Genomic DNA, 21042 nt, shown 5'->3' with positions numbered 1-21042 from the left:
TGATAATAATATTTTAATGCCCGGATGACTGAAGATGAAGATCGTAGCAGATGAGAATCTTGCTTTTACAGACTACTTTTTTTCAGATTTTGCTGAAATTGACCATCGTGCTGGCCGTACACTCATGCATGAGGATGTGAAGGATGCGGATGCTTTACTGATACGTTCTGTAACACGTGTCAATCAGCAGCTCATTGAAAATACAAAGTTAAAATTTGTTGGTAGTGCTACAATCGGAACAGATCATCTGGATATTCCTGTTTTAGAAAAGCAGCAGATTAGCTGGTCAAATGCAGCGGGCTGTAATGCACAGGCCGTTGCTGAATATGTAATTACGGCATTACTGTGTTTAAAACCAGAGTTACTCGATGCTGGAAAACAGTTTACCTTGGGGATTATTGGTCTGGGCAATGTCGGTTCACGGCTGGCTTATATGGCAGAACTGCTAGACTGGCAAGTAATCGGTTATGATCCTCTGGTTAATCACTTGGCGGTTACACAGGTTCCATTGCAGGAGTTGCTGGCTTCAGCGGACGCAATTTCTCTCCATGTACCATTAATTAAAACAGGGCATTATCCTACTCATCATTTAATTAATGCCGAAACTTTGGCTCTTATGAAAACTCAGGCAATTCTGGTGAACTCGGCAAGAGGACCAGTTATTGAAGAGCAGTCTTTAATCCATGATATACAAACCACACATCGTCTGGTGGTACTGGATGTATTTGAACATGAACCCGTGATCTCTGAAGAGCTTCTAAAATGGGTAAGGCTGGTTACACCGCATATTGCTGGTTATAGTCTGGAAGGAAAGGCCAGAGGGACACAAATGATTTATGAAGCTTTCTGTGAAAAATTTGGTTTTATGGCCAGCAAGACTTTTATAAGCCAGTTACCCGTATGCGAACAATATTTTACTGAACAGACAGATATTAAAACTGTTCTCAAAACTTGTCTCGGCAAAATTTATGATATAGCCCGAGATGACCAGAATTTACGTGCCTGTCTAAAGGACGGCAGAATTGATCAGCAAGCTTTTGACCACTTGCGTAAGACTTACCCACTGCGCCGTGAATGGTCTGCGCATGGGGGGCCTCAGGCATGAAACATAGTTATCAGCCCACCTGTACATTAGAAGTAATGCGGGCACGTGCTACCATGTACACCCAGATTCGTCAGTTCTTCGCTGAACGGAATGTGCTAGAAGTTGAAACACCTGTACTTTCACAGGCTGGAGTCACTGATGTACATCTTGCGTCTGTATCAGCGCAGCGCCATGTAGAAGGGAAGTTGCAGATACATTATTTGCAGACATCGCCCGAGTTTACCATGAAGCGGCTGTTGGCGAGTGGAAGCGGTCCGATTTACCAGATCTGCAAGGTGTTTCGTGATGATGAGCATGGCCGCAAACACAATAGTGAATTTACCATGCTGGAATGGTACCGGCCAGGTTTTAGTCTTCTTGATTTGATGCATGAAACCACAGCGCTTTTAAACATATGTCTGGTGCAACGTTTTGGTGAAATGCGGCCGGTGGTAATAAGTTATAAACATGCATTTCAAGACCGTCTGGATATTAATCCATTACAAGCTTCTGTAAAACTCCTGAAAGATACTGCCAACCGTTTAGGCATAAACCTAGATCTGGGTGATGACCGGCTTGCCTATATTGATCTGCTATTCTCACATTTCGTCGAGCCAAGTTTAGGCTTTGATGCACCCGTATTTCTTACCGATTTTCCACCAGAGCTAGCTTCTCTGGCCAAAGTGAAAACTGATGAGGATGGGGAACAGGTAGCGGCCCGTTTTGAGCTTTATATTGAAGGGCTGGAATTGGCTAATGCCTATGATGAGCTAATTGATAGCAAAGTGTTGCGGGAACGCTTTGAAGCTGACAATACAGAACGATGTACACTTGGCCTACCTGTCATGCCAATAGATGAAAATTTATTGACCGCTCTACAGTATATGCCTGAATGTTCAGGAATTGCCTTGGGAATTGATCGTTTATTAATGATAGCAACCCGACAGATGCGGCTGGAAAATGTCATTACATTTCCTGCACAGATTGCTTGAGTTTAAAATAAAAAAACCGCTCGAAAGAGCGGTTTTTTTATGAGCAAAGGCAATTAGTCTTGCTGAATGCCTGCAACTACCCAGTCTTGCTGAGAACCGGCAGGTTTAACAAAATGCCAGGTTTCAGAGAAAGGTTGTGGCAGACTGTTTAAGTCTTCACTCACTGTACCTGTAAACCGTACACTGACCACATACTGGCCATTCTCAGTTACACTGTCGACTACCATAGCATTTAGGTTACTGAATTCGGCAACATCTTGGTCCTGATTGGCCATAATGTCACTACGCATTGCATTATAAAGTTCCGGAGTTAAATAACGACGGATCTCTTCAATATTACTCGCCGTATTCATTGACTGAATATGGTTGAAACGTTGACGCGCAATACGCAAGAATGCTGCCGGTTCAGTGCCATCTGGTAACTGTTGGCCACTATTCGTGTAGGCCGTACCAAATGGCGCATTATTTGCCGTGTTCGCTGCAGTTGAACTACCGCCAACTGACTGACCGAAAATATTGGTATTGTCTTGAGTACGCGGTGCTGCATTATGCTGGCCAAATGGTGATGAATTTGGTCCAGCTGAGTTTGGTGCATACGGATTGTTAGTAGCTAGTTTTTTTTTTGCTCCGAATTTACGGAATACAAAAAATGCAACTGCGGCTGCAAGCAAAACCCAGAGCCAGCCAGGAATGCCGCCTTTCTCTTGTTCAGCCTGTTGCTGTGCAGCCAGCTCCTGATCATTTGCCGCTGTCTGTGCATTTGGGTTGGTATTATTGTCATCTGCTAAAGCATTCGCTGCTACTGCACCTACTGCAGCACCTGCTACACCTGCAGCAACCATTGAACCTACACCCGGACCAGAACGCTGGGGCGCAGTTGCAGGCTGTTGAACCGGAGCTGCCTGACGAGGCTGTTGATAAGACTGGGTAGGTGCCGCAGAACGTGACATACCCATACTCTTACCACCGCCGGCACGTTTTGCTTCAGCCAAAGGTGACATAACCAAGGCCGCCATTAAAATACCGGCCATCAAGCCACGCTGGTGTACTTCCATCAAAATTTCCTATATCTAAACGATTTCGATATGTTATTTATGCCGGCTTTTATATAGAAATTCAATGCTAGATCGGTATTTTTTCAAATTAAATGATTACCATATATTAAGACAGTTCATCACTCAGCTGTAGCGCTTCGCTTAAAGCCTCATGTAACCGGGCCACCGCAATCACCTGAACACCAGGTACCGGTTTCTGTGGTGCATTGGCTCGAGGTAAAATTACGTACTTGAACCCATGTTTGGCCGCTTCTTTAAGACGTTCCTGCCCATTGGGAACTGGACGGATTTCCCCAGACAAGCCGACTTCGCCAAATACAGCCAGTTGTTGGGGGAGAGCTTTACCACGCAAACTCGATGCACATGCCAGAAGTACTGCCAGGTCAGAACCTGTTTCAGTAATTTTTAAACCGCCCACTACATTCACATAAACATCCTGTCCCGAGGTTTGTACACCGCCGTGCCTGTGCATTACTGCCAGCAGCATATTTAAACGGTTTTGCTCGAGACCCAGAGCAACCCGCCGTGGCTGCCCATGAGCGTCATCGACCAAAGCCTGTACCTCGACCAATAAAGGTCGGGTGCCCTCACGGCTAATCATAACAATTGAGCCAGGAATAGCTTCATCGTAACGACTCAAGAAAATTGCAGAGGGGTTGGCTACTTCCCGCAGACCTTTATCTGTCATCCCGAATACGCCCAGCTCGTTGACAGCACCGAAACGGTTTTTGACTGCACGAATCATGCGGTAACGTGAATCTGACTGACCTTCAAAATACAGTACGCAGTCGACCATATGTTCAAGTACACGAGGCCCGGCCAATGCGCCTTCTTTAGTCACATGACCAACCAAAAATAATGCTGTTCCACTATTTTTAGCAAAACGGGTCAATAAGGCAGCTGATTCACGGATTTGCGAGACACCGCCTGGGGCAGACTGCAAGGTCTCAGTGTATAAAGTTTGGATAGAATCAAGAATGGCAACCGCCGGGCGCTCATGGGCAAGAACTTCGCAAATTCTTTCAACACATGTTTCAGCCATAACCTTTAGCCGGTCAGTCGGCAGGTCTAGACGCTGAGCGCGTAACGCAACCTGCGAAAGTGATTCTTCACCTGTAACATAGAGCGCAGCGCTGTTTGCACTTGCCATATGTGTCGCAGTCTGTAGCAAAATAGTGGATTTTCCAATACCCGGATCACCACCGATCAGGACGACAGAGCCTGTAACCAGACCCCCACCGAGGACTCGGTCGAACTCACCAATACCAGTCGGCAGGCGCGTTTCATGAGAGACCGAGACTTTGTTTAAAGTCGTGATATTGGTAGCTTGTCCGGCATAACCGCCTCCTAAATTCGGTTTGGCACGGTGACTCACGGCAGGTTCTAGCACAACTTCTGTCAGGCTGTTCCATTCGCCACATTCTGAGCATTGACCTGCCCATTTTGAATGGTCTGCTCCACACTGTTCGCAGCGATAAACCGTTTTTGCTTTAGCCATAATCGAAATATATAACCTTTGGAAAAGGGTTCTATTGTAGAGATAAAGCTGCTGAAACGGAAAGCTTCGTAGATATAGAACGTTAGATCATGTCGTCAGAAAGCAATTTATATATTCTCCAGAACTATAAGGATTCTACCTAAGTGGAGCATAAAGAAGTTGTTTTATAGGATGTCTGGCAATAAGAATGTTTGATATACGAAATAGCAGTAAATTTTTCCCATTATTGTGTTAGGAAAAACACAATAATTAGTCGAAGTGATTTAAAGTTATTTTTTAATGAAAATATAAGGATAATTTATATATAACTATTTAATTAATATATTAAATTTAAAAAAATACTATTAAATATTATATGAAAATTAAACTATATGAAAAAATAAAATTAATTCTTTGGTTAATTAATGTTCAAAAGAATGTTGCCGAGTGAAAAATAATTTTTGTTTTAGATGAGTTTTGAGCTAAGTTTGTTGCAAAATGTTTTAAGAAGAAATTAAAAATGTCTAACCAAATGCATAGCTCTATTCCAGAAGAGGATGGAGAGCTAAAACGGAGTTTATCGAACCGTCACCTGCAGCTGATCGCCATTGGCGGTGCTATTGGTACCGGTTTATTCATGGGATCAGGGAAAACGATCAGTTTGGCAGGACCATCCATTTTATTCATTTATATGATCATCGGGGTAATGGTCTTTTTAGTGATGCGTGCATTAGGAGAACTGCTACTTTCTAATCTGCACTATAAATCATTTATTGATTTTTCTGCTGATCTGATCGGTCCTTGGGCAGGTTATTTTGTTGGCTGGACTTACTGGCTATGCTGGATCACTATAGGGATTGCTGATTTATCCGCAATTATTTACTACCTGCAATTCTTTAATAATGGCTTACCTTTTACACCATTAGAAGGAGTATTGATCAGTATTGCGTCAATTGTCTTTATTATGGGGCTGAATCTGGTTACCGTAAAACTGTTTGGCGAGATGGAATTCTGGTTTGCCCTGATCAAGATTATTGCCATTGTAGTACTGATTGCCGTAGGTCTGTGGATGATCTTTACTGGCTTTACTTCAACAGCAGGTGAAGTAGCTTCCTTTACTAACTTGTGGTCACATGATGGTCTATTCCCCACAGGGATGAGCGGTTTCTTGGCAGGCTTCCAGATTGCAATTTTTGCCTTTGTTGGCGTAGAGCTGGTCGGTACAACAGCTGCTGAAACTAAAGACCCGGAGCGTAATTTACCTAAAGCGGTTAATTCAATTCCAATACGGATTATTATTTTCTATGTGCTGGCGCTATTGATTGTCATGTCAGTTACCCCTTGGAATAAGATTGATCCTAATATCAGCCCGTTTGTAAACCTGTTCAGTCAAGCAGGCGTAGCAGCAGCTGCAATTATTATGAACCTCGTAGTGCTGTCTTCGGTCATGTCATCAATGAACAGTGGTGTTTTTTCAACCAGCCGGATGCTATTTGGCCTGTCCCGTGAAGCTCAGGCACCACGCTGGTTTGGTAAACTGACATCACGCGCTATTCCGGCAAATGCCTTGTATTTCTCAGCTGTCTGTCTGTTGTTGGGAGCTGCTCTACAGTATTTTGTTCCAAACGCAGTTCAGGCATTTACGCTGGCAACAACCTTGTCAACTATTCTGTTCATCTGTGTCTGGATCATCATTATGTGGAGTTATATTAACTACCGCAAACAGCGTCCGGAATTGCATGCCAAGTCAATTTTCAAATTGCCAGGTGGAGTATTTACCTGCTGGGTGGTCATTATTTTCTTTATTGGGATGGTTTATGTATTGTCCTTGGAAGCAGATACATTCCAGGCGCTCAAGGTTAGCCCGTTGTGGCTGATTATTCTGGCCATTGGCTACTTCTTTACTAAAAGCAAGAAATCATAATTTGCAGTAACTGTTAAAAAACGTCAGTTTAGAACTGGCGTTTTTTTTCATCTCGCTTTAATCTCTATAGCCTGAAACACTATGGTCAAAATATTGATCACAGTATACTTTATGGAAATTATCGAATAGGTGGCCAGATGCGTCTTGTCGTTTGCTACATCAGTGTATTGGTTACGGCGACTCTACTTGCCGGTTGCGGTCAGTCAGGGGCTCTACAGCTACCCAATGATCCCAATTATGATAAACGTGCAAGATATCTGCTTTATCCAAATACCGCGCCCGAGCAAAGCAAGCCCAGCGATACCCATCAAGCCCAGCAATCTGACGAGCCAGTAAGCGAGACTTTTGCAGCACCTGATGCTGAACCAGCTACTCAACCTACACCATAAGCAGAACAGATAAGGATACATTCATGAGTTTTACCCGCATCAATGGGGTGTTGCATGCAGAGCAATGTTCACTGAAGCAGCTTGCACAGCAGTTTGGTACACCTTTGTATGTTTATTCAAAACAGGCTTTTGAAAAACACTATACAGATATGGACCGTGCATTTAACTTCATTGATCATCAGATCTGTTTTGCCGTGAAATCTAACTCCAATCTTGCGGTTCTGGGTGTGTTGGCCAAACTGGGTGCCGGTTTTGACATTGTCACTGGTGGTGAGCTGGCTCGTGTTCTGGCTGCTGGCGGTGATCCAGCCAAAGTAGTATTTTCAGGTCTTGGAAAAACTGAAGCAGATATTGAAAAAGCCTTAAATGTTGGAATTGCCTGTTTTAATGTTGAATCTCATGCCGAGCTTGACCGTATTCAGAAAGTTGCTGAAAAATTGGGTCAAAAGGCGCCTGTTTCCCTACGGGTAAATCCGGATGTCGATGCAAAAACTCATCCTTATATCTCAACGGGCTTAAAAGAAAATAAGTTTGGTATACCTTCAGATAGCGTATTTGAAACCTATCAGTATGCAGCTTCACTGCCTAATTTGGATATCGTGGGGATTGACTGTCATATTGGCTCACAGCTGACTGAAACCAAACCGTTTGTAGACGCCTTGGAGCGCGTCATGTTGATGATTGAACAGCTTAATGGGTTGGGGATACAGCTCAAGCACATCGATATTGGAGGTGGATTGGGCGTAACTTATAAAGATGAAGTGCCACCGACTGTACAGGAATATGCAGATGCCCTGAAACCGGCTTTGCAAAAGCTGGGGCTGAAAGTTTATATGGAGCCGGGCCGCAGTATTTCAGCCAATGCAGGTATACTGCTTACCAGAGTAGATCTACTCAAGCCAACCAATCACCGTAATTTTGCTATCATTGATGCTGCAATGAATGATTTGATTCGACCTGCACTCTATGAAGCATGGATGGATATACAACCAGTGGAACCACATCAGGATATGCAAGAACAAGAATGGGATATCGTGGGTGCTATTTGTGAAACAGGCGATTTTCTAGGAAAAGAGCGTAAACTGGCGCTGGCAGAGGATGACCTTCTGGCCGTTCTGGGTGCTGGTGCTTACGGTTTTGTGATGAGTTCTAATTACAATACACGAGCACGGGCAGCAGAAGTTATGGTGAATAATCATCAGGCATATCTGGTGCGCGAACGTGAGACTATTGAGTCGCTGTGGGAACGTGAACATCTGTTACCAGAAGTGTGAGTAAAAAAACATGCTGGAATTTACTAAAATGCATGGGCTGGGTAATGATTTTATGGTCGTGGACCTGATTACCCAGCGTGCCTATTTCGATACGCTTACTATTCAGCGCTTGGCAGATCGTCACTTTGGTATCGGTTTTGACCAGCTCCTGATTGTTGAGCCACCAGACCTACCTACTGCTGATTTCAAATACCGTATTTTTAATGCAGATGGGTCAGAAGTAGAGCAGTGTGGTAATGGAGTGCGCTGCTTTGCACGTTTTGTGCATGAGCGCCAGTTAACCACGAAAACCAAAATTAAAGTACAGACCAAATCCGGTATTGTCGAGCCGGAACTGGGGCCAAACGGCTGGGTTCGGGTTAATATGGGCTATCCGAAATTTGCTCCAGAGCTCATTCCGTTTGTAACAGAAGAAACTGATCCTTTATATGCACTAGAGCTGAACAACAATCAACTGCTTAAAATTGATGTGGTGAATATGGGGAATCCCCATGCAGTAACTATTGTGCCAGATGTACTGACTGCTGAGGTCGCATCTATTGGTCCACAAGTAGAATCACATGTACGCTTCCCTGAACGTGTGAATGTCGGCTTCATGCAGATCCTGAATGAAAAACAGGTGCGCTTACGTGTTTTTGAACGTGGTTCTGGAGAAACACTGGCCTGTGGTACAGGTGCTTGTGCTGCTGCGGTAAGTGGCATGCGCCGTGGTCTGCTTGCCCCAGAAGTGGAAGTCGAGCTCGCAGGCGGCAAGTTACAGATTGGCTGGCGTGAGGGTGATGTGGTATGGATGACAGGTCCTACAGCAAATGTTTATGAAGGCCGTTTGGATTTGCGTTATTTTCAAAGTAATTAAAACCGAATTAAATAGTATTAAAAGTTCTATTCACTCCCAGAGAGGGCAGGATGCAGCCTGAAGCATTACACTTGCTTTCTATGTGGCTCAAAGAGCGAGAGATCCAGAATCAATCTGCCCATACCTTAAGTGCCTATGCACGTGATGTAAAAGATTTTCTGGATTTCTGTGCTGTTAAGAAGTTACCGCTGAACAGTATTGAAGCTTCAGATTTGCGTGAATACTTGGCTTTAAAGGTAGAACGAGAGCAGTTAAGCTCCAGCAGCCTGCAACGCCATTTATCTGCCATACGGCAGTTCATGAAATGGGCTGAGCAGGGTCAATATCTCGGTTTTAATCCTGCAGATGACTTTCAGCTTAAACGGCAGCCACGGCCATTGCCCGGCATGATAGATATTGAAACGGTGCAGCAGATTCTGGACCAGCCGGCACCTGAAAAACTTCAGGACCAACATTTATGGCTGCGTGACAAAGCCATGCTGGAGCTACTTTACTCTAGCGGATTACGCCTAACAGAATTACAGAGTCTGTGTATGAAAGATATCGATTTTAATCGACGACTATTGCGTATTACAGGTAAAGGTAACAAGACCCGGATTGTACCATTTGGTACTCAAGCTTATGAGAGTCTGCTGAAGTGGCTCGAAGTCTATCGGCTCTGGCAAGGCCAATTTAATGCAGATTCGGCAGTTTTTATCAGTCAAAAAGGCGGCCAGCTGGGCCCCCGGCAAATTGAGAACCGGGTCAAGTTACAAGCACTGCGGGCCGGAGTAAATATTGATCTGCATCCACACTTACTCCGGCATTGTTTTGCAAGTCATATGCTCTCTAATAGTGGTGACCTTCGAGCAGTTCAGGAAATGTTGGGCCATAGTAATTTGAGTACCACACAGATTTATACCCATATTGACTTTGACCATCTGGCTAAAATTTATGATCAGGCCCATCCCAGAGCTGTTAAAATTAAATAAATAGTTGCTAAAAAGAATAGCTAAAATCCATCTGACCTAAAACTAGAACTATTGTAGAATAATCAAAACTTAATTTTTCAAGTATAAAAACAGCTTAATTTTATAGTGATCGAGATAGGAAAATGAACCGGTTTCTCTTCTCATCACTGGAATATTTTAATAGAAATGGGGACCTAAAATGATTGTCAATATTCAACAGAAATATGATGAGCTAAGTCCGGCACAGAAAGATATATTTGCTGGGTATGGCTTACGTCAGGTCAAACATTTTGTAGAAATCAGTTTACCTACTATTGAAGCGGCGCTGCCTGCTCATACCCTGGTTCAGGGAATCAATGCCGAGGGTAAAATTCAGGCTATGCATTCTGATACCTTGCAAACTTATCTCTGGATTTCAGATCAAAAGTGGCAAGAAACTGCTCATGTTCCAATGCCTATAGACTTAAAAGAAGACTTTATAGAAGTATGGAGAATATTTGGGCTGTCTCAATATGAATTGATTGCTTTGAGTCATATACATCGGGATTTTTTAGAAAATCATATTGCTTGAAATTATAGATATTGGATTTGAACAGTAAGCTATAAAGGAAAAAAGTAGTTAAGCTTATTAATGAAACTTTCAACTGAGCATCGGGCAAGGATGCTACTTAAGGATACCCCTATACAAAACATGCCCCATATTTTGACTAAAATAATTATTTAAAAGAGCAGTTTCTGATTGCCTCTTAAGAAAGAGTGGCTGATTTATATACTCACAAAACAGAATTCCTTCAATAATGTAAGAGGAAAATATTGCTTCAAGGAACAGTCATTAGATGAAGCAAAATAAATACTGCCATATGCCATCATTCAGGAATCTAAGTTAAGCTAAAATCAAAGGTCATCAAGAGGCAACTGAAAACTTTGTTTAATAATTTGGCTAGGTAAATCTGTTTTTACGCTTGTAATACCATTCTTTTTAGTCAGATGTGTAGATTGAAATTTTCGGTAACTCTCTAGATCAGGTACTACAACTTTAAGCATTGCATCACATTCACCCAAAATAATATAGCACTCCATTACTTGGGGCAGTTCCTTCATTGCACAAATAAAAGTATCGATAGTTTCAGCATCCTGCCCAACCAGCCAGATTCGTGAAAATAAAATCAGTTGAAAACCGATTTTCTGCATATCTACGACAGTAGTGTAATGCTGAATAATACCAGCTTCTTCAAGCAGTTTGACTCGTCGTAAACACGAAGAGGGGGATAGTCCAATGACTGTGGCCAGATCATTATTTTGGATACGGGCATTCTTTTGTAATGCCTGAATGATATTTCTGTCGATGCGATCTAGCTTTATCCGAATTAATTTAGAATCTTGTTTCATAAATTAGAATTTTATTCGAAAATTAATTCTTATTATAAAATATTTGAAATCCTATTTTACAGCTTTTCGTAGATACTTATTTTCCTGATTCAGGACATTCAACAGGAAAAAGAAAATGTCTGTATTTGTACTCTTTGCATTGACCGTGCTTCCCCTAATTTTCACACCTGGACCAGATATGCTGTTTATCTTGTCACAAGTTATGGGTAAAGATGCAAAAGCAGGCATGATGGCAACTTTTGGTATATGTTTTGGCTATCTGATTCATTCAGTTCTGGTTGCTTTAGGAATCGCAGCAATTATTGTATCTTCACCTTTGCTGTTTGATACGATCCGCTATATAGGAATTGCCTATCTGTTGTATCTGGCTTTTAATTTGCTAAAGTCTGTGTTTAATCAGAAAAAAGTGACAGTTGAAGAGATACCTCATACAAATCCGGTCAGGAAGGGGTTTTTTACGGCTTTACTAAATCCAAAAGGAATGCTGATCTACTTTGCTATTCTTCCCCAGTTCATTGATAAAACAAAAAATACAGTAAGTCAGGGCTTAATTTTATCCTTTATCTTTATTGGGCTCATTTTTATTGTATATTGCAGTTTAAGTATGGTCTTTGCCAAAATTACACAAAAAACTTCCATTGATGCAAAAAAACAGAAATGGATTGATGGAACCTCGGGTGGATTGCTTGCAATAGCGGCCACTTGGCTTCTAGTGAACTGATGAATCTAAAAAGCATGCTATATGGGCATGCTTTTTAGATTTTAAGTACATTGGAAAATTTGATTGTGTTAAAGCGTTTTTAAGGCCAGAAGACTGCCTTCTTATAAGCTAAAAGCTGAATAAACTGTTCTGGTTGTGTCTTAAATGACATATTTGATCTGTCCAGTCATACTTTAAAACTTAAGCTACCAGCCTTTAAATCACTTCAGTACCGGTTCAGGTTTTCTGACTTTAATACCCGAATTTGAATCATAAAATTTTAATAAAAATAAATATATAAATATCAGTTAACTAGTAGAGTAATTGCCCTAAGATCCCTGTTACATTTTTTTATGAACTCTGCATTTCACGGTTTTTACGCTTTTTTACGTCTCCAAAGGTAATTGTGACTTGACCCAAATGCCATACCCATTGCAAGATAAGGCACCTAAAAAATTTTAATTGAAGAGTTATCATAGCTTTTCTCAACATTTACTTTTGCTAAAACAGCCGAGGATTACATGAAGGCTCTTGTTGCTGTAAAACGTGTGGTTGATGCCAACGTTAAAGTTCGCGTTAAGCCGGACCATAGTGGGGTAGACCTTACTAACGTTAAAATGTCAATTAACCCATTTTGTGAAATCGCAGTGGAAGAAGCGGTTCGCTTAAAAGAAAAAGGAACAGTATCAGAAATCGTAGTGGTTTCTATCGGTCCTAAAGAAGCACAGGAACAAATTCGTTCTGCTATGGCTCTAGGCGCTGATCGCGGAATTTTAGTAGAAACTGCGACTGATGAAATTGGGGCGCTCGAAGTTGCCAAAATTTTAAAAGGGATCGTGGAGCAGGAACAACCAGAAATTATCCTTTTGGGTAAACAGGCTATTGATGACGACAGTAATCAGGTCGGTCAGATGCTGGGCGCACTGCTTGGTGCGGGCCAAGGTACCTTTGCTTCAGAAGTTAAAGTTGAAGGTGGCAAGGTTCAGGTAACCCGTGAAATTGATGGCGGTCTGCAAACTGTTGAGCTATCACTTCCTGCAATTATTACCACTGACTTGCGTTTGAATGAACCTCGTTATGCGGCTCTGCCAAACATTATGAAAGCACGTAAAAAACCGCTTGAAACCAAGTCTCCAGCAGATTATGGCGTAACAGCAGCTTCTAAGCTGAAAACTGTTAAGGTTGAATCTCCGGCTGAACGTCAGGCAGGGGTGCAAGTGAAGTCTGTTGATGAACTGGTCAACAAACTTAAAAATGAAGCGAAAGTGATCTAATACAGAAGGATAAAAATCATGAGTATTTTAGTTATCGCTGAGCACGACAATAACACCCTGAATGCTGCGACTCTAAATGTTGTTGCTGCGGCTCAAGAAATCGGTGGTGATATCACTGTATTGGTTGCGGGTTCTGGTGCTCAGGCAGTTGCTGATGCTGCTGCTAAAGTTGCTGGTGTAAGTAAAGTCTTACTTGCTGATAATGCAGCTTATGCCAACCAGCTGGCTGAAAATGTTGCTGCTTTAATTGCAGAAATTGGTAAGAACTATTCGCATATTCTTGCTGCTGCTACAACTTCCGGTAAAAATATTTTACCACGTGCGGCAGCTCTGCTTGATGTCAGCATGGTAACTGATATCGTGGCTGTGGTAGGTCCTAAAACCTTCCGTCGCCCGATTTATGCAGGAAACGCGATCGCGACTGTTGAATCTTCAGAAGATATTATTGTAGGTACAGTTCGTGGGACAGCATTTGATGCAGTAGCTGCTGAAGGCGGTTCTGCAACAGTTGAAACGATTGGTGAAGTGAAAGATGCTGGTGTTTCGTCATTCGTAAATGAAGAGATCGTCAAATCTGAACGTCCTGAACTCGCTGGTGCACGTATTGTAGTATCCGGTGGTCGTGGCGTGGGTTCAGGTGAGAACTATCATAAAATCCTTGATCCGCTCGCTGACAAGCTTGGTGCTGCACAAGGTGCTTCACGTGCCGCAGTTGATGCAGGCTTTGTACCAAATGATATGCAGGTGGGTCAAACTGGCAAGATCGTTGCACCTGAGCTTTATATCGCTGTAGGTATCTCTGGAGCGATTCAGCATTTGGCTGGTATGAAAGATTCTAAAGTGATCGTAGCGATCAATAAAGATGAAGAAGCTCCAATCAATGCTATTGCTGACTACTGGCTGGTAGGTGACTTGAACCAGGTCATTCCTGAGTTGGTTTCTAAGCTTTAAGCATTTATGTATCAAAAAACGTCCGTTTTCGGGCGTTTTTTATTTTTAAGTCAGGGCACTCTAAATTAAATACAAGAATTGCTAAGCCTAATAAAAAAATGAAAAATAAAGTAAATTTAAGTTGGAAATTTTGAGCCAACCATAAAAAATAAAATAGCGTCAAGCCATGTTGCAAAACGCTCCTTATTTGAACAGTAAATAGCTGAAATAACTCAATAGAACTCGATGTTCAAACAAACAAAACCAAGCAGTTTTATGCTATACTCATTCGCTAATTTTTAATTTTGGCCTGAAGTTTTTTTAGGCTAATTTTTCGCAAGATTAATATATAAATATCTGTGGTTTTTAGGCCGCCGGTATGAAGAGGAGTATGCATGAGCGTATCGGAAATCCGCCCGATTGCCATTGAGGATGAACTCAAGCACTCGTATCTAGATTATGCAATGAGCGTGATTGTATCGCGTGCCTTGCCAGATGTGAGAGATGGTCTGAAACCTGTTCATCGTCGTGTGCTATATGCTATGCACGAGCTGGGTAACGACTACAATAAAGCTTATAAAAAGTCTGCCCGTGTGGTCGGTGATGTTATCGGTAAATATCACCCGCATGGTGATTCTGCCGTTTATGAAACTATCGTACGTATGGCGCAGGATTTCAGTCTGCGCTATCAACTGGTTGATGGCCAGGGTAACTTCGGTTCTGTCGATGGCGATAGTGCCGCCGCAATGCGTTATACCGAAGTACGTATGCGCAAACTCACCCATGAGATTCTGGCTGATCTTGAAAAAGATACCGTTGACTGGGAAGACAACTACGATGGTTCTGAGCGTATTCCTCAGGTCATGCCAACCCGTATTCCTAACTTGTTGATTAATGGTGCAGCCGGTATTGCAGTCGGTATGGCAACCAATATGGCGCCACACAACATGACTGAGGTGGTAAATGCCTGTCTGGCCTATGCAGACAATACCAATATCAGTGTTGAAGGATTAATGGAGTATATCTCTGGTCCAGACTTCCCTACTGGTGGCATTATTTATGGTAAGTCAGGGATTGTAGACGCTTACCGTACAGGTAAGGGACGCCTGCATATACGTGGTAAATATCATTTTGAAGAAGATGAAAAAACTGGCCGTACCACCATTGTATTTACCGAGATTCCTTATCAGGTTAACAAGGCAAGAGTAATCGAACGTATTGCTGAGCTGGTTAAAGAGAAAAAGCTGGAAGGTATTTCTGAGCTGCGTGATGAATCCGATAAAGACGGTATGCGTATCGCGATTGATTTAAAACGTGGCGAAAATGCTGAAGTTGTCGTAAATAACCTGTTTTTAAATACTCAGCTTGAAAATTCTTTTAGCATTAACATGGTTTGTCTGGACAATGGCCAGCCAAAACTGATGAATCTGAAAGATATTATTGCAGCGTTTATTCGCCACCGTCAGGAAGTGGTTACGCGTCGTACCATGTATGAGCTACGTAAGGCACGTGAACGTGGTCACATCTTGGAAGGCCTGACTGTCGCATTGGCGAATATCGACGATATTATCGATGCGATTAAAACTTCTGCGAATCCGGCAGAAGCACGTGAGCGTCTGCTTGCCGCAGATTGGGCCGCAGGTGGGGTCGGGGCAATGCTTGAAAGAGCAGGCTCGGTTTCAATTCGTCCAGATGAAATTGAAGGTGAAGATCCGAGTCGTCCATTCGGGCTAGATCGCGACATTTATCGCCTGTCTCCAACACAGGTTGCAGCTATTCTTGAACTTCGCCTGAACCGTTTAACCGGCTTGGAACAAGATAAATTACATGCTGAATATTCAGAAATTCTGGGGCAGATTACTGAACTGACTGCGATTCTAAATGATTTCAACCTGTTAATGGCTGTAATTAAAGAAGAGCTGGTTTTAGTATTGCAACAGTATGGTGATGCGCGGCGCACAGAAATTGTAGAATCACGGATCGATTTTTCACGTGAAGACTTGATACCTGAGGAACAGGTTGTATTGACGGTCTCCCAGTCTGGCTATGCCAAGACTCAGCCATTGTCTGATTATGCAGCTCAGCGTCGTGGTGGACGGGGTAAGTCAGCTACCTCAATGAAAGAAGATGATTTCATTCAGCATCTGATTGTGACTTCAAATCATGCCACCGTACTGTGCTTTACCAATGTTGGTAAGGTTTATCGTCTGAGAGTTTTTGAAGTACCGCAGGCATCACGTGGTTCGCGTGGTCGTCCAATGATTAACTTGTTGCCGCTCGATGCAAATGAGACCATTACTGCCATTTTACCTGTCATTGATGCGCCGAAGAAATTTACTGAACGCTTGGCAGCCTTTAAAAACTTTGTAAAAACGAATACTGTAAAACTTCAGGATAATCCGGTCATTTCCGTGCATTTGCCAGAACTTGAGACAGCATTAGCAATGCTTGATGATAATGCTGACGAGCTCTCAGCTGAACTGCGTACCCAGCTAAAACAGTTATGTGTAGAGCTGGCTGTAACAGATTTGGATGATGAGATCATTATCGAGTTTGCCCAGCAGGCCGAAAGTGTCCGTAAAAACTATTATGTATTTATGGCCACAGCTTCCGGTACAGTAAAACGTGTTGAGCTTGAGCAGTTCAGTAATGTGCGCTCGAATGGTTTACGGGCAATTGAACTCAATGAAGAAGATACCCTGATTGGTGTGACCATTACTGATGGTGAACAGCAAATTATGCTGTTCTCTAACGAAGGTAAGGCTATCCGTTTTGCAGAAACTGATGTGCGTGCCATGGGCCGTTCAGCTAAAGGTGTACGTGGCATGCGTGTCGCACTGGCTGCCCAGGCAGAGGATACGGAAGATACTGATACTGACTCGGAAGATGAAGATTCTTCAGATTCAAATGTAGTCAGCCGTATAGTTTCACTGGTGGTTGTACCAGAAACTGGAGAAGTACTTTGCGCATCTGCAAATGGTTATGGCAAACGTACCCCTGTAGATGATTTCCCAACCAAAAAACGTGGCGGTAAAGGGGTTATTGCAATTAAGACCTCTGAACGTAATGGTGAACTGGTGGGTGCGGTTGCAATTGACGAAACCAAAGAGCTGATGCTGATTTCTGATGGGGGGACGCTGGTCCGTACGCGTGCAGCAGAAGTAGCTCAAACTGGGCGTAATGCTCAGGGTGTGCGTCTGATTCGTCTAGGCGAAGGAGAAACACTGGTCGGTGTGGTTTCTATTGAAGCCGTGGAAGAAGATGAAGTAGAAGCTTTCGAAACAGTTGAAAGTACTGAGCAACTGGAAGTTGAGAAAACTGAAACAGAACATCAGCAACCTCAAGAAGATTAAAGCCTGATAGTTAAAAAGGACGCTTCGGCGTCCTTTTTATTAGGTGATTATTTATAACTTAAACGATAATTTCCCCAAACCAGACAGACGGCTGCAAAGGCAGCCAGATAAATCATTTTGGGAAGCACCAAGCTGGTCGGCACACCCATCTGGTTAAGCTGAATAAACATCTGAATGCCTTGTGTAGAGGGTAAAGCGACTCCTAGCCATTGCATCCATTCCGGCATAGCCGCGTGCGGCCATGCGGTACCAGAGAGTAAAAATAATGGGATTGAAGTGAAAACAATAACATGGCCAGCACGTTCTGGCATGTCTAAATAAGAAGCCACCAATATAGCCAGGCCAATAACACTACTAATAAAAATAGGAACGCCGAGCAGCATTCCCCAAAAATTACCACCACGCGGATAGTCATAAAACCAGAATGTAAAACCGAACAGATATAAACAGCCTAGACAACCAATCGTTAAAATGGCAAAAAATAGACCAGATAATTCAGACTTTACTGGGCGCCACAGTTTTTCTCGATAGCCTGCAATTAACATGCTCAAACCCAGAACAATAGTTTGATGGATAATTAATGGCGCAATCGCTGGAAAAATATAGCTTCCATAGCCAGAGAGAGTGTTAAATAAAGGAATCTGATGTATAGGTACAGCAGGAGAAAAATGTGCAATTTCACCAAACTTTTCAGCCTGTTGAGCAATAGCATTTTCGACAGAAGTTGCAAGGCCTAAACCAATTTGCTTGGTTTTTAGAAAATAAGCTGCGCTTAAATATAGTCCGATACCTCCTACCTCGCCGCGGCGTATACTATTGGAGAGCTGATCCGGCAGCAACAATATTCCATCTGCCTGCTGTTTCTGGATCATTAATTTCGCTTCAGCGAAATTTCCGGTTATTGCCTGGATTTTGACGTTTGGACTTTTTGCAACTTCAGTAATAATACTGGAAGTAACCAGACTTTGTTCTTCATCTACGATAACAATGGGTAAAGCTTCTGCTGTCTGAGCTTTATAAGCAGTCGGATAGAAAAAACTATAGAAAAACACAGAAAGAATGAGGGTGGTTAAAATTGAGCTATTACTGGCAATATCCTTAAATGTTTTTAAATAAAAATACAGGAACTGCTTCATAGGGCTGCTCCTTTTAAATATTTTTTCAAAAGCAGATAGCTGATTACTGCATAGAAGGCACAATAGACCGCAAGTATCAGTGCAGGAAGCCATGACACACTAAGCGGGCTACCGACTACCCATTGTTCTGTCTGTAGTTTAGCATAAGGGGTATAAGGAATAATATTTGCCCAGAATTTTGTAAAAAGTGGGGCATTATTTAAAGGCAAAGTAACGCCAGCAAAGCTTAAGGAAGACCCGCCATAAACTGCAATAAAACCAAATGACTTTGCCAGATTTTGCGTAGCAAGTACCACAGTACTGCTAATCAAAGCGTAAGCACTATATAACAAGACTTGGCCAAGTAAAATTAACCATAAATGTCCAGCTATAAACCAGCCACGGATACCAGCAAGCCAAAACATCCACAACCAGGTCCAAGCTGTAAAAATAATTACATAGGTTATGTTTTTAGAAATAAGTGCACTAAAAATCGTTTGATGATGTACCCAGCTTTTAACACTCCGGTTTTTGAGTTCTTGGCCGACTGCAAATGCAACACAGCAACACAGCAACAAGTGTAAAATGGCCGGCACCATAAAAGGTTCCAAATAAAATTCGTAGCTCAGTCCCGGATTATATAAAGGTGAAATCTTTACATGGGGAGTAGGAGCCTCAAAATAGGGCAGTTGATTGGCCAGATAGCTTCTGCCCATAAAATCTGCGATTGCTTCTAATGTACCAATCAGCATGGCAGAAGAAATAGTATTTCCAATACTGAAATAACTCTGGTTGAATGCTATTGCAATCCCGCTATCCTGTGCCTGAACCAGGCGCTGCTCTGCGCCTTCCGGAATAATCACATACCCCCAGATTTTTGTCTGGTTCAGCAGGCGTTCAACTTCATCTTGATTAGGTGAAACAATTGCAATTTCTAGCGCACTATTATGAGACAGATATTTATCAATATTTTGGCTGAGCTGGCTCTGATCCTGATCAATAATTGCAATAGGCAAATGCTCAGGCTTACCCTGATAGAACATGCTGCTGAATAAAATGATAATAAATAGTGGCGCCACTGTGACCAGACATAAATCCCAGCGGTGGGTGAGTAGATATTTCAGTTCACGACAGATTCCATACAACACTAGTGGTCCTCTTTAATCTTAAAAAGAACACTCATGCCAACTTTTAAATCAGGATTCTGCTGGGCAGGTGTCAGGTGTACTTTAAAACTGCGAATATCATAACCACCAGTTTGCCGGGTAGTCTTAATAGTGGCAAACTCACCTTCTGCATCAATATTCTCAATATTGAAAGTTGCCCGCCGGTTAAGTGCCGGAATAAAACCTTCCAGTTTTTGGGCTTTATAAATCTGTGTATACTGATCTTCACGGATGTTCAGGCTTACCCATAAACTGTCATCCTGAATCAGGCTGACTACAGGCACGCCAATCGCAACGAGTTCACTTGGCTTACCATAAGTTTTAGACACTGTACCACTAACAGGTGCGTATAATTTGGTCTCTGCCTCTAAAGCTTCTGCTTCACTTACCGCTGCTTTGGCTATATCGACCTGTGCATCTGCTGAAGAGCGCTGCTGTTCAGTACTGCCGCGTTTGGCACGCGCATATTGCTGATAGGCTGCTTCAGTCAGCTCCTGTGCAGAAACTTGAGCAGCATACAACTCGTCACGACGCTGCCTTGAAATTACTCCTTCCTTATACAGGTTTTCACCACGCTTATAAGTCGTTCGAGCCAGCTGCTCCTGAGCTTTAACACTTTGCCAGTTAGCATATAAGGTTGCGATATTTTCTTCTTGAGAGCCACGTTCAGCAGTTGACTGTAAAGCAAGAGCAGACTGCAGTGCTGCTAAGGCCTGCTGCTTTTTTGCGTCTACTTCGGGACTAAACAGACGAACCAGTGGCTGGTTTTTATTTACTTTCTGGCCCTCCCGTACATAAATTTCTTCAATACGGCTAGGGACCTTGGTGCTGACATAGATTGTTTCTGCTTCAACCCGGCCTTGAATTTCAATATCCTGTGGCTGATAACTTTTCCATAATCCAAATGCAATGGTAGCCAGTAAAATAATAACCAATATAATAATTGCAGGTTTAAGCCAGGCTCTTTTATGCTGAGGCTGCCGTTGTCTTGTTGCAAGCTTCTGTTCGGTATCAGCAGAATCTGGCTCAGTTTGACTCGGCTCGGCTGGCTCATGAATATTATCTTGAGAAGATGCAGTATTTTGTGCAGGTAGTTTTTTTTCTTCATTCATAC

18 protein-coding genes are annotated in these 21042 nt (G+C 42.6%); 12 read left to right on the top strand and 6 right to left on the bottom strand.

Annotated features, from left to right (window positions below; all coding sequences use genetic code 11):
* Positions 1-34: 34 nt before the first annotated feature.
* The gene (locus AC0VYT_RS09965) at positions 35-1105 is read left to right on the top strand and encodes a 4-phosphoerythronate dehydrogenase (protein WP_005019228.1); all 1071 of its coding nucleotides are present in this window, start codon (positions 35-37) and stop codon (positions 1103-1105) included.
* The gene (gene epmA / locus AC0VYT_RS09960; RefSeq protein WP_005019229.1) at positions 1102-2076 is read left to right on the top strand and encodes an EF-P lysine aminoacylase EpmA; all 975 of its coding nucleotides are present in this window, start codon (positions 1102-1104) and stop codon (positions 2074-2076) included. The genes AC0VYT_RS09965 and epmA overlap by 4 nt, the downstream gene beginning before the upstream one ends.
* Positions 2077-2129: 53 nt before the next feature.
* On the opposite strand, the gene AC0VYT_RS09955 is transcribed toward epmA, so the two are convergent.
* Together AC0VYT_RS09955 and radA are read right to left on the bottom strand one after the other, a co-directional pair.
* Positions 2130-3131 carry a Tim44 domain-containing protein gene (locus AC0VYT_RS09955; protein WP_476496654.1) on the bottom strand — a complete coding sequence of 334 codons (1002 nt, stop codon included), beginning with the start codon at positions 3129-3131 and terminating at the stop codon, positions 2130-2132.
* Between the two features lie 106 nt (positions 3132-3237).
* Entirely contained in the window at positions 3238-4629 is a 1392-nt protein-coding gene (radA, locus tag AC0VYT_RS09950) for a DNA repair protein RadA (protein ID WP_248124515.1), read from the bottom strand.
* Positions 4630-5128: 499 nt separating this feature from the next.
* Here radA and AC0VYT_RS09945 point away from each other — a divergent pair, with 499 nt between their 5' ends.
* From AC0VYT_RS09945 to AC0VYT_RS09920, 6 genes are all read left to right on the top strand, one after another.
* A complete protein-coding gene (locus AC0VYT_RS09945) occupies positions 5129-6532 on the top strand; it encodes an amino acid permease (protein ID WP_005406632.1) in 1404 nt (467 codons plus the stop codon).
* A 137-nt stretch (positions 6533-6669) separates the two neighbouring features.
* Complete coding sequence (gene lptM / locus AC0VYT_RS09940; RefSeq protein WP_005027117.1) at positions 6670-6921, top strand: LPS translocon maturation chaperone LptM; 252 nt, start codon at positions 6670-6672, stop codon at positions 6919-6921.
* A 23-nt stretch (positions 6922-6944) separates the two neighbouring features.
* Positions 6945-8195: a diaminopimelate decarboxylase gene (gene lysA / locus AC0VYT_RS09935; RefSeq protein WP_476496653.1), complete on the top strand. Its 1251-nt coding sequence runs from the start codon at positions 6945-6947 to the stop codon at positions 8193-8195.
* Positions 8196-8205: 10 nt separating this feature from the next.
* Positions 8206-9051, top strand: coding sequence for a diaminopimelate epimerase (gene dapF / locus AC0VYT_RS09930; protein WP_075040392.1), 846 nt, complete (start codon positions 8206-8208; stop codon positions 9049-9051).
* 80 nt (positions 9052-9131) lie between these two features.
* On the top strand, positions 9132-10022 hold the full coding sequence (gene xerA / locus AC0VYT_RS09925; RefSeq protein WP_171053886.1) for a site-specific tyrosine recombinase/integron integrase: 891 nt from the start codon (positions 9132-9134) through the stop codon (positions 10020-10022).
* 178 nt (positions 10023-10200) lie between these two features.
* Entirely contained in the window at positions 10201-10572 is a 372-nt protein-coding gene (locus AC0VYT_RS09920; RefSeq protein ID WP_005019240.1) for a hypothetical protein, read from the top strand.
* 323 nt (positions 10573-10895) lie between these two features.
* Here the strand turns inward: AC0VYT_RS09920 and AC0VYT_RS09915 are convergent, their stop codons facing one another.
* Positions 10896-11390, bottom strand: coding sequence for an Lrp/AsnC family transcriptional regulator (locus AC0VYT_RS09915; RefSeq protein WP_005019243.1), 495 nt, complete (start codon positions 11388-11390; stop codon positions 10896-10898).
* A gap of 115 nt (positions 11391-11505) precedes the next feature.
* Between AC0VYT_RS09915 and AC0VYT_RS09910 the strand changes: the two genes are divergently transcribed.
* The 4 genes from AC0VYT_RS09910 to gyrA all read left to right on the top strand — a co-directional run bounded on the left by AC0VYT_RS09910 (position 11506) and on the right by gyrA (position 17647).
* Entirely contained in the window at positions 11506-12111 is a 606-nt protein-coding gene (locus tag AC0VYT_RS09910; RefSeq protein ID WP_005019245.1) for a LysE family translocator, read from the top strand.
* Between the two features lie 500 nt (positions 12112-12611).
* Entirely contained in the window at positions 12612-13364 is a 753-nt protein-coding gene (locus AC0VYT_RS09905; RefSeq protein ID WP_005019247.1) for an electron transfer flavoprotein subunit beta/FixA family protein, read from the top strand.
* A gap of 18 nt (positions 13365-13382) precedes the next feature.
* The gene (locus AC0VYT_RS09900) at positions 13383-14315 is read left to right on the top strand and encodes an FAD-binding protein (RefSeq protein WP_005019249.1); all 933 of its coding nucleotides are present in this window, start codon (positions 13383-13385) and stop codon (positions 14313-14315) included.
* A 374-nt stretch (positions 14316-14689) separates the two neighbouring features.
* The gene (gene gyrA / locus AC0VYT_RS09895) at positions 14690-17647 is read left to right on the top strand and encodes a DNA gyrase subunit A (protein WP_005019251.1); all 2958 of its coding nucleotides are present in this window, start codon (positions 14690-14692) and stop codon (positions 17645-17647) included.
* 47 nt (positions 17648-17694) lie between these two features.
* Here gyrA and AC0VYT_RS09890 read toward each other — a convergent pair whose 3' ends face one another.
* From AC0VYT_RS09890 to AC0VYT_RS09880, 3 genes are read right to left on the bottom strand one after another with little or no spacing between them, the layout of a single operon-like run.
* A complete protein-coding gene (locus tag AC0VYT_RS09890) occupies positions 17695-18783 on the bottom strand; it encodes an ABC transporter permease (protein ID WP_005019254.1) in 1089 nt (362 codons plus the stop codon).
* Positions 18780-19910 (bottom strand): ABC transporter permease, encoded by a 1131-nt coding sequence (locus AC0VYT_RS09885; protein WP_005019261.1) that lies wholly within the window; start codon positions 19908-19910, stop codon positions 18780-18782. The genes AC0VYT_RS09890 and AC0VYT_RS09885 overlap by 4 nt, the downstream gene beginning before the upstream one ends.
* A complete protein-coding gene (locus AC0VYT_RS09880; protein ID WP_005019262.1) occupies positions 19910-21040 on the bottom strand; it encodes an HlyD family secretion protein in 1131 nt (376 codons plus the stop codon). Before AC0VYT_RS09880 ends, AC0VYT_RS09885 begins: the two co-directional genes overlap by 1 nt.
* Positions 21041-21042 lie beyond the last annotated feature (2 nt).

Source organism: Acinetobacter sp. QJM3NY_42 (genome assembly GCF_056173745.1).
The sequence above is the reverse complement of the archived record's forward strand: the minus strand, read 5'-3'. Positions and strand labels throughout refer to the sequence as shown.

Bases quoted from the DNA above. Each gene is read 5' to 3' on its own strand.
- xerA (WP_171053886.1), top strand. From the start codon at position 9,132: ATGTGGCTCAAAGAGCGAGAGATCCAGAATCAATCTGCCCATACCTTA.
- epmA (WP_005019229.1), top strand. From the start codon at position 1,102: ATGAAACATAGTTATCAGCCCACCTGTACATTAGAAGTAATGCGGGCA.
- AC0VYT_RS09910 (WP_005019245.1), top strand. From the start codon at position 11,506: ATGTCTGTATTTGTACTCTTTGCATTGACCGTGCTTCCCCTAATTTTC.
- lptM (WP_005027117.1), top strand. From the start codon at position 6,670: ATGCGTCTTGTCGTTTGCTACATCAGTGTATTGGTTACGGCGACTCTA.
- gyrA (WP_005019251.1), top strand. From the start codon at position 14,690: ATGAGCGTATCGGAAATCCGCCCGATTGCCATTGAGGATGAACTCAAG.
- AC0VYT_RS09890 (WP_005019254.1), bottom strand. From the start codon at position 18,783: ATGAAGCAGTTCCTGTATTTTTATTTAAAAACATTTAAGGATATTGCC.
- lysA (WP_476496653.1), top strand. From the start codon at position 6,945: ATGAGTTTTACCCGCATCAATGGGGTGTTGCATGCAGAGCAATGTTCA.
- dapF (WP_075040392.1), top strand. From the start codon at position 8,206: ATGCTGGAATTTACTAAAATGCATGGGCTGGGTAATGATTTTATGGTC.
- AC0VYT_RS09955 (WP_476496654.1), bottom strand. From the start codon at position 3,131: ATGGAAGTACACCAGCGTGGCTTGATGGCCGGTATTTTAATGGCGGCC.
- AC0VYT_RS09880 (WP_005019262.1), bottom strand. From the start codon at position 21,040: ATGAATGAAGAAAAAAAACTACCTGCACAAAATACTGCATCTTCTCAA.
- AC0VYT_RS09965 (WP_005019228.1), top strand. From the start codon at position 35: ATGAAGATCGTAGCAGATGAGAATCTTGCTTTTACAGACTACTTTTTT.
- AC0VYT_RS09945 (WP_005406632.1), top strand. From the start codon at position 5,129: ATGTCTAACCAAATGCATAGCTCTATTCCAGAAGAGGATGGAGAGCTA.
- AC0VYT_RS09905 (WP_005019247.1), top strand. From the start codon at position 12,612: ATGAAGGCTCTTGTTGCTGTAAAACGTGTGGTTGATGCCAACGTTAAA.
- radA (WP_248124515.1), bottom strand. From the start codon at position 4,629: ATGGCTAAAGCAAAAACGGTTTATCGCTGCGAACAGTGTGGAGCAGAC.
- AC0VYT_RS09900 (WP_005019249.1), top strand. From the start codon at position 13,383: ATGAGTATTTTAGTTATCGCTGAGCACGACAATAACACCCTGAATGCT.
- AC0VYT_RS09920 (WP_005019240.1), top strand. From the start codon at position 10,201: ATGATTGTCAATATTCAACAGAAATATGATGAGCTAAGTCCGGCACAG.
- AC0VYT_RS09915 (WP_005019243.1), bottom strand. From the start codon at position 11,390: ATGAAACAAGATTCTAAATTAATTCGGATAAAGCTAGATCGCATCGAC.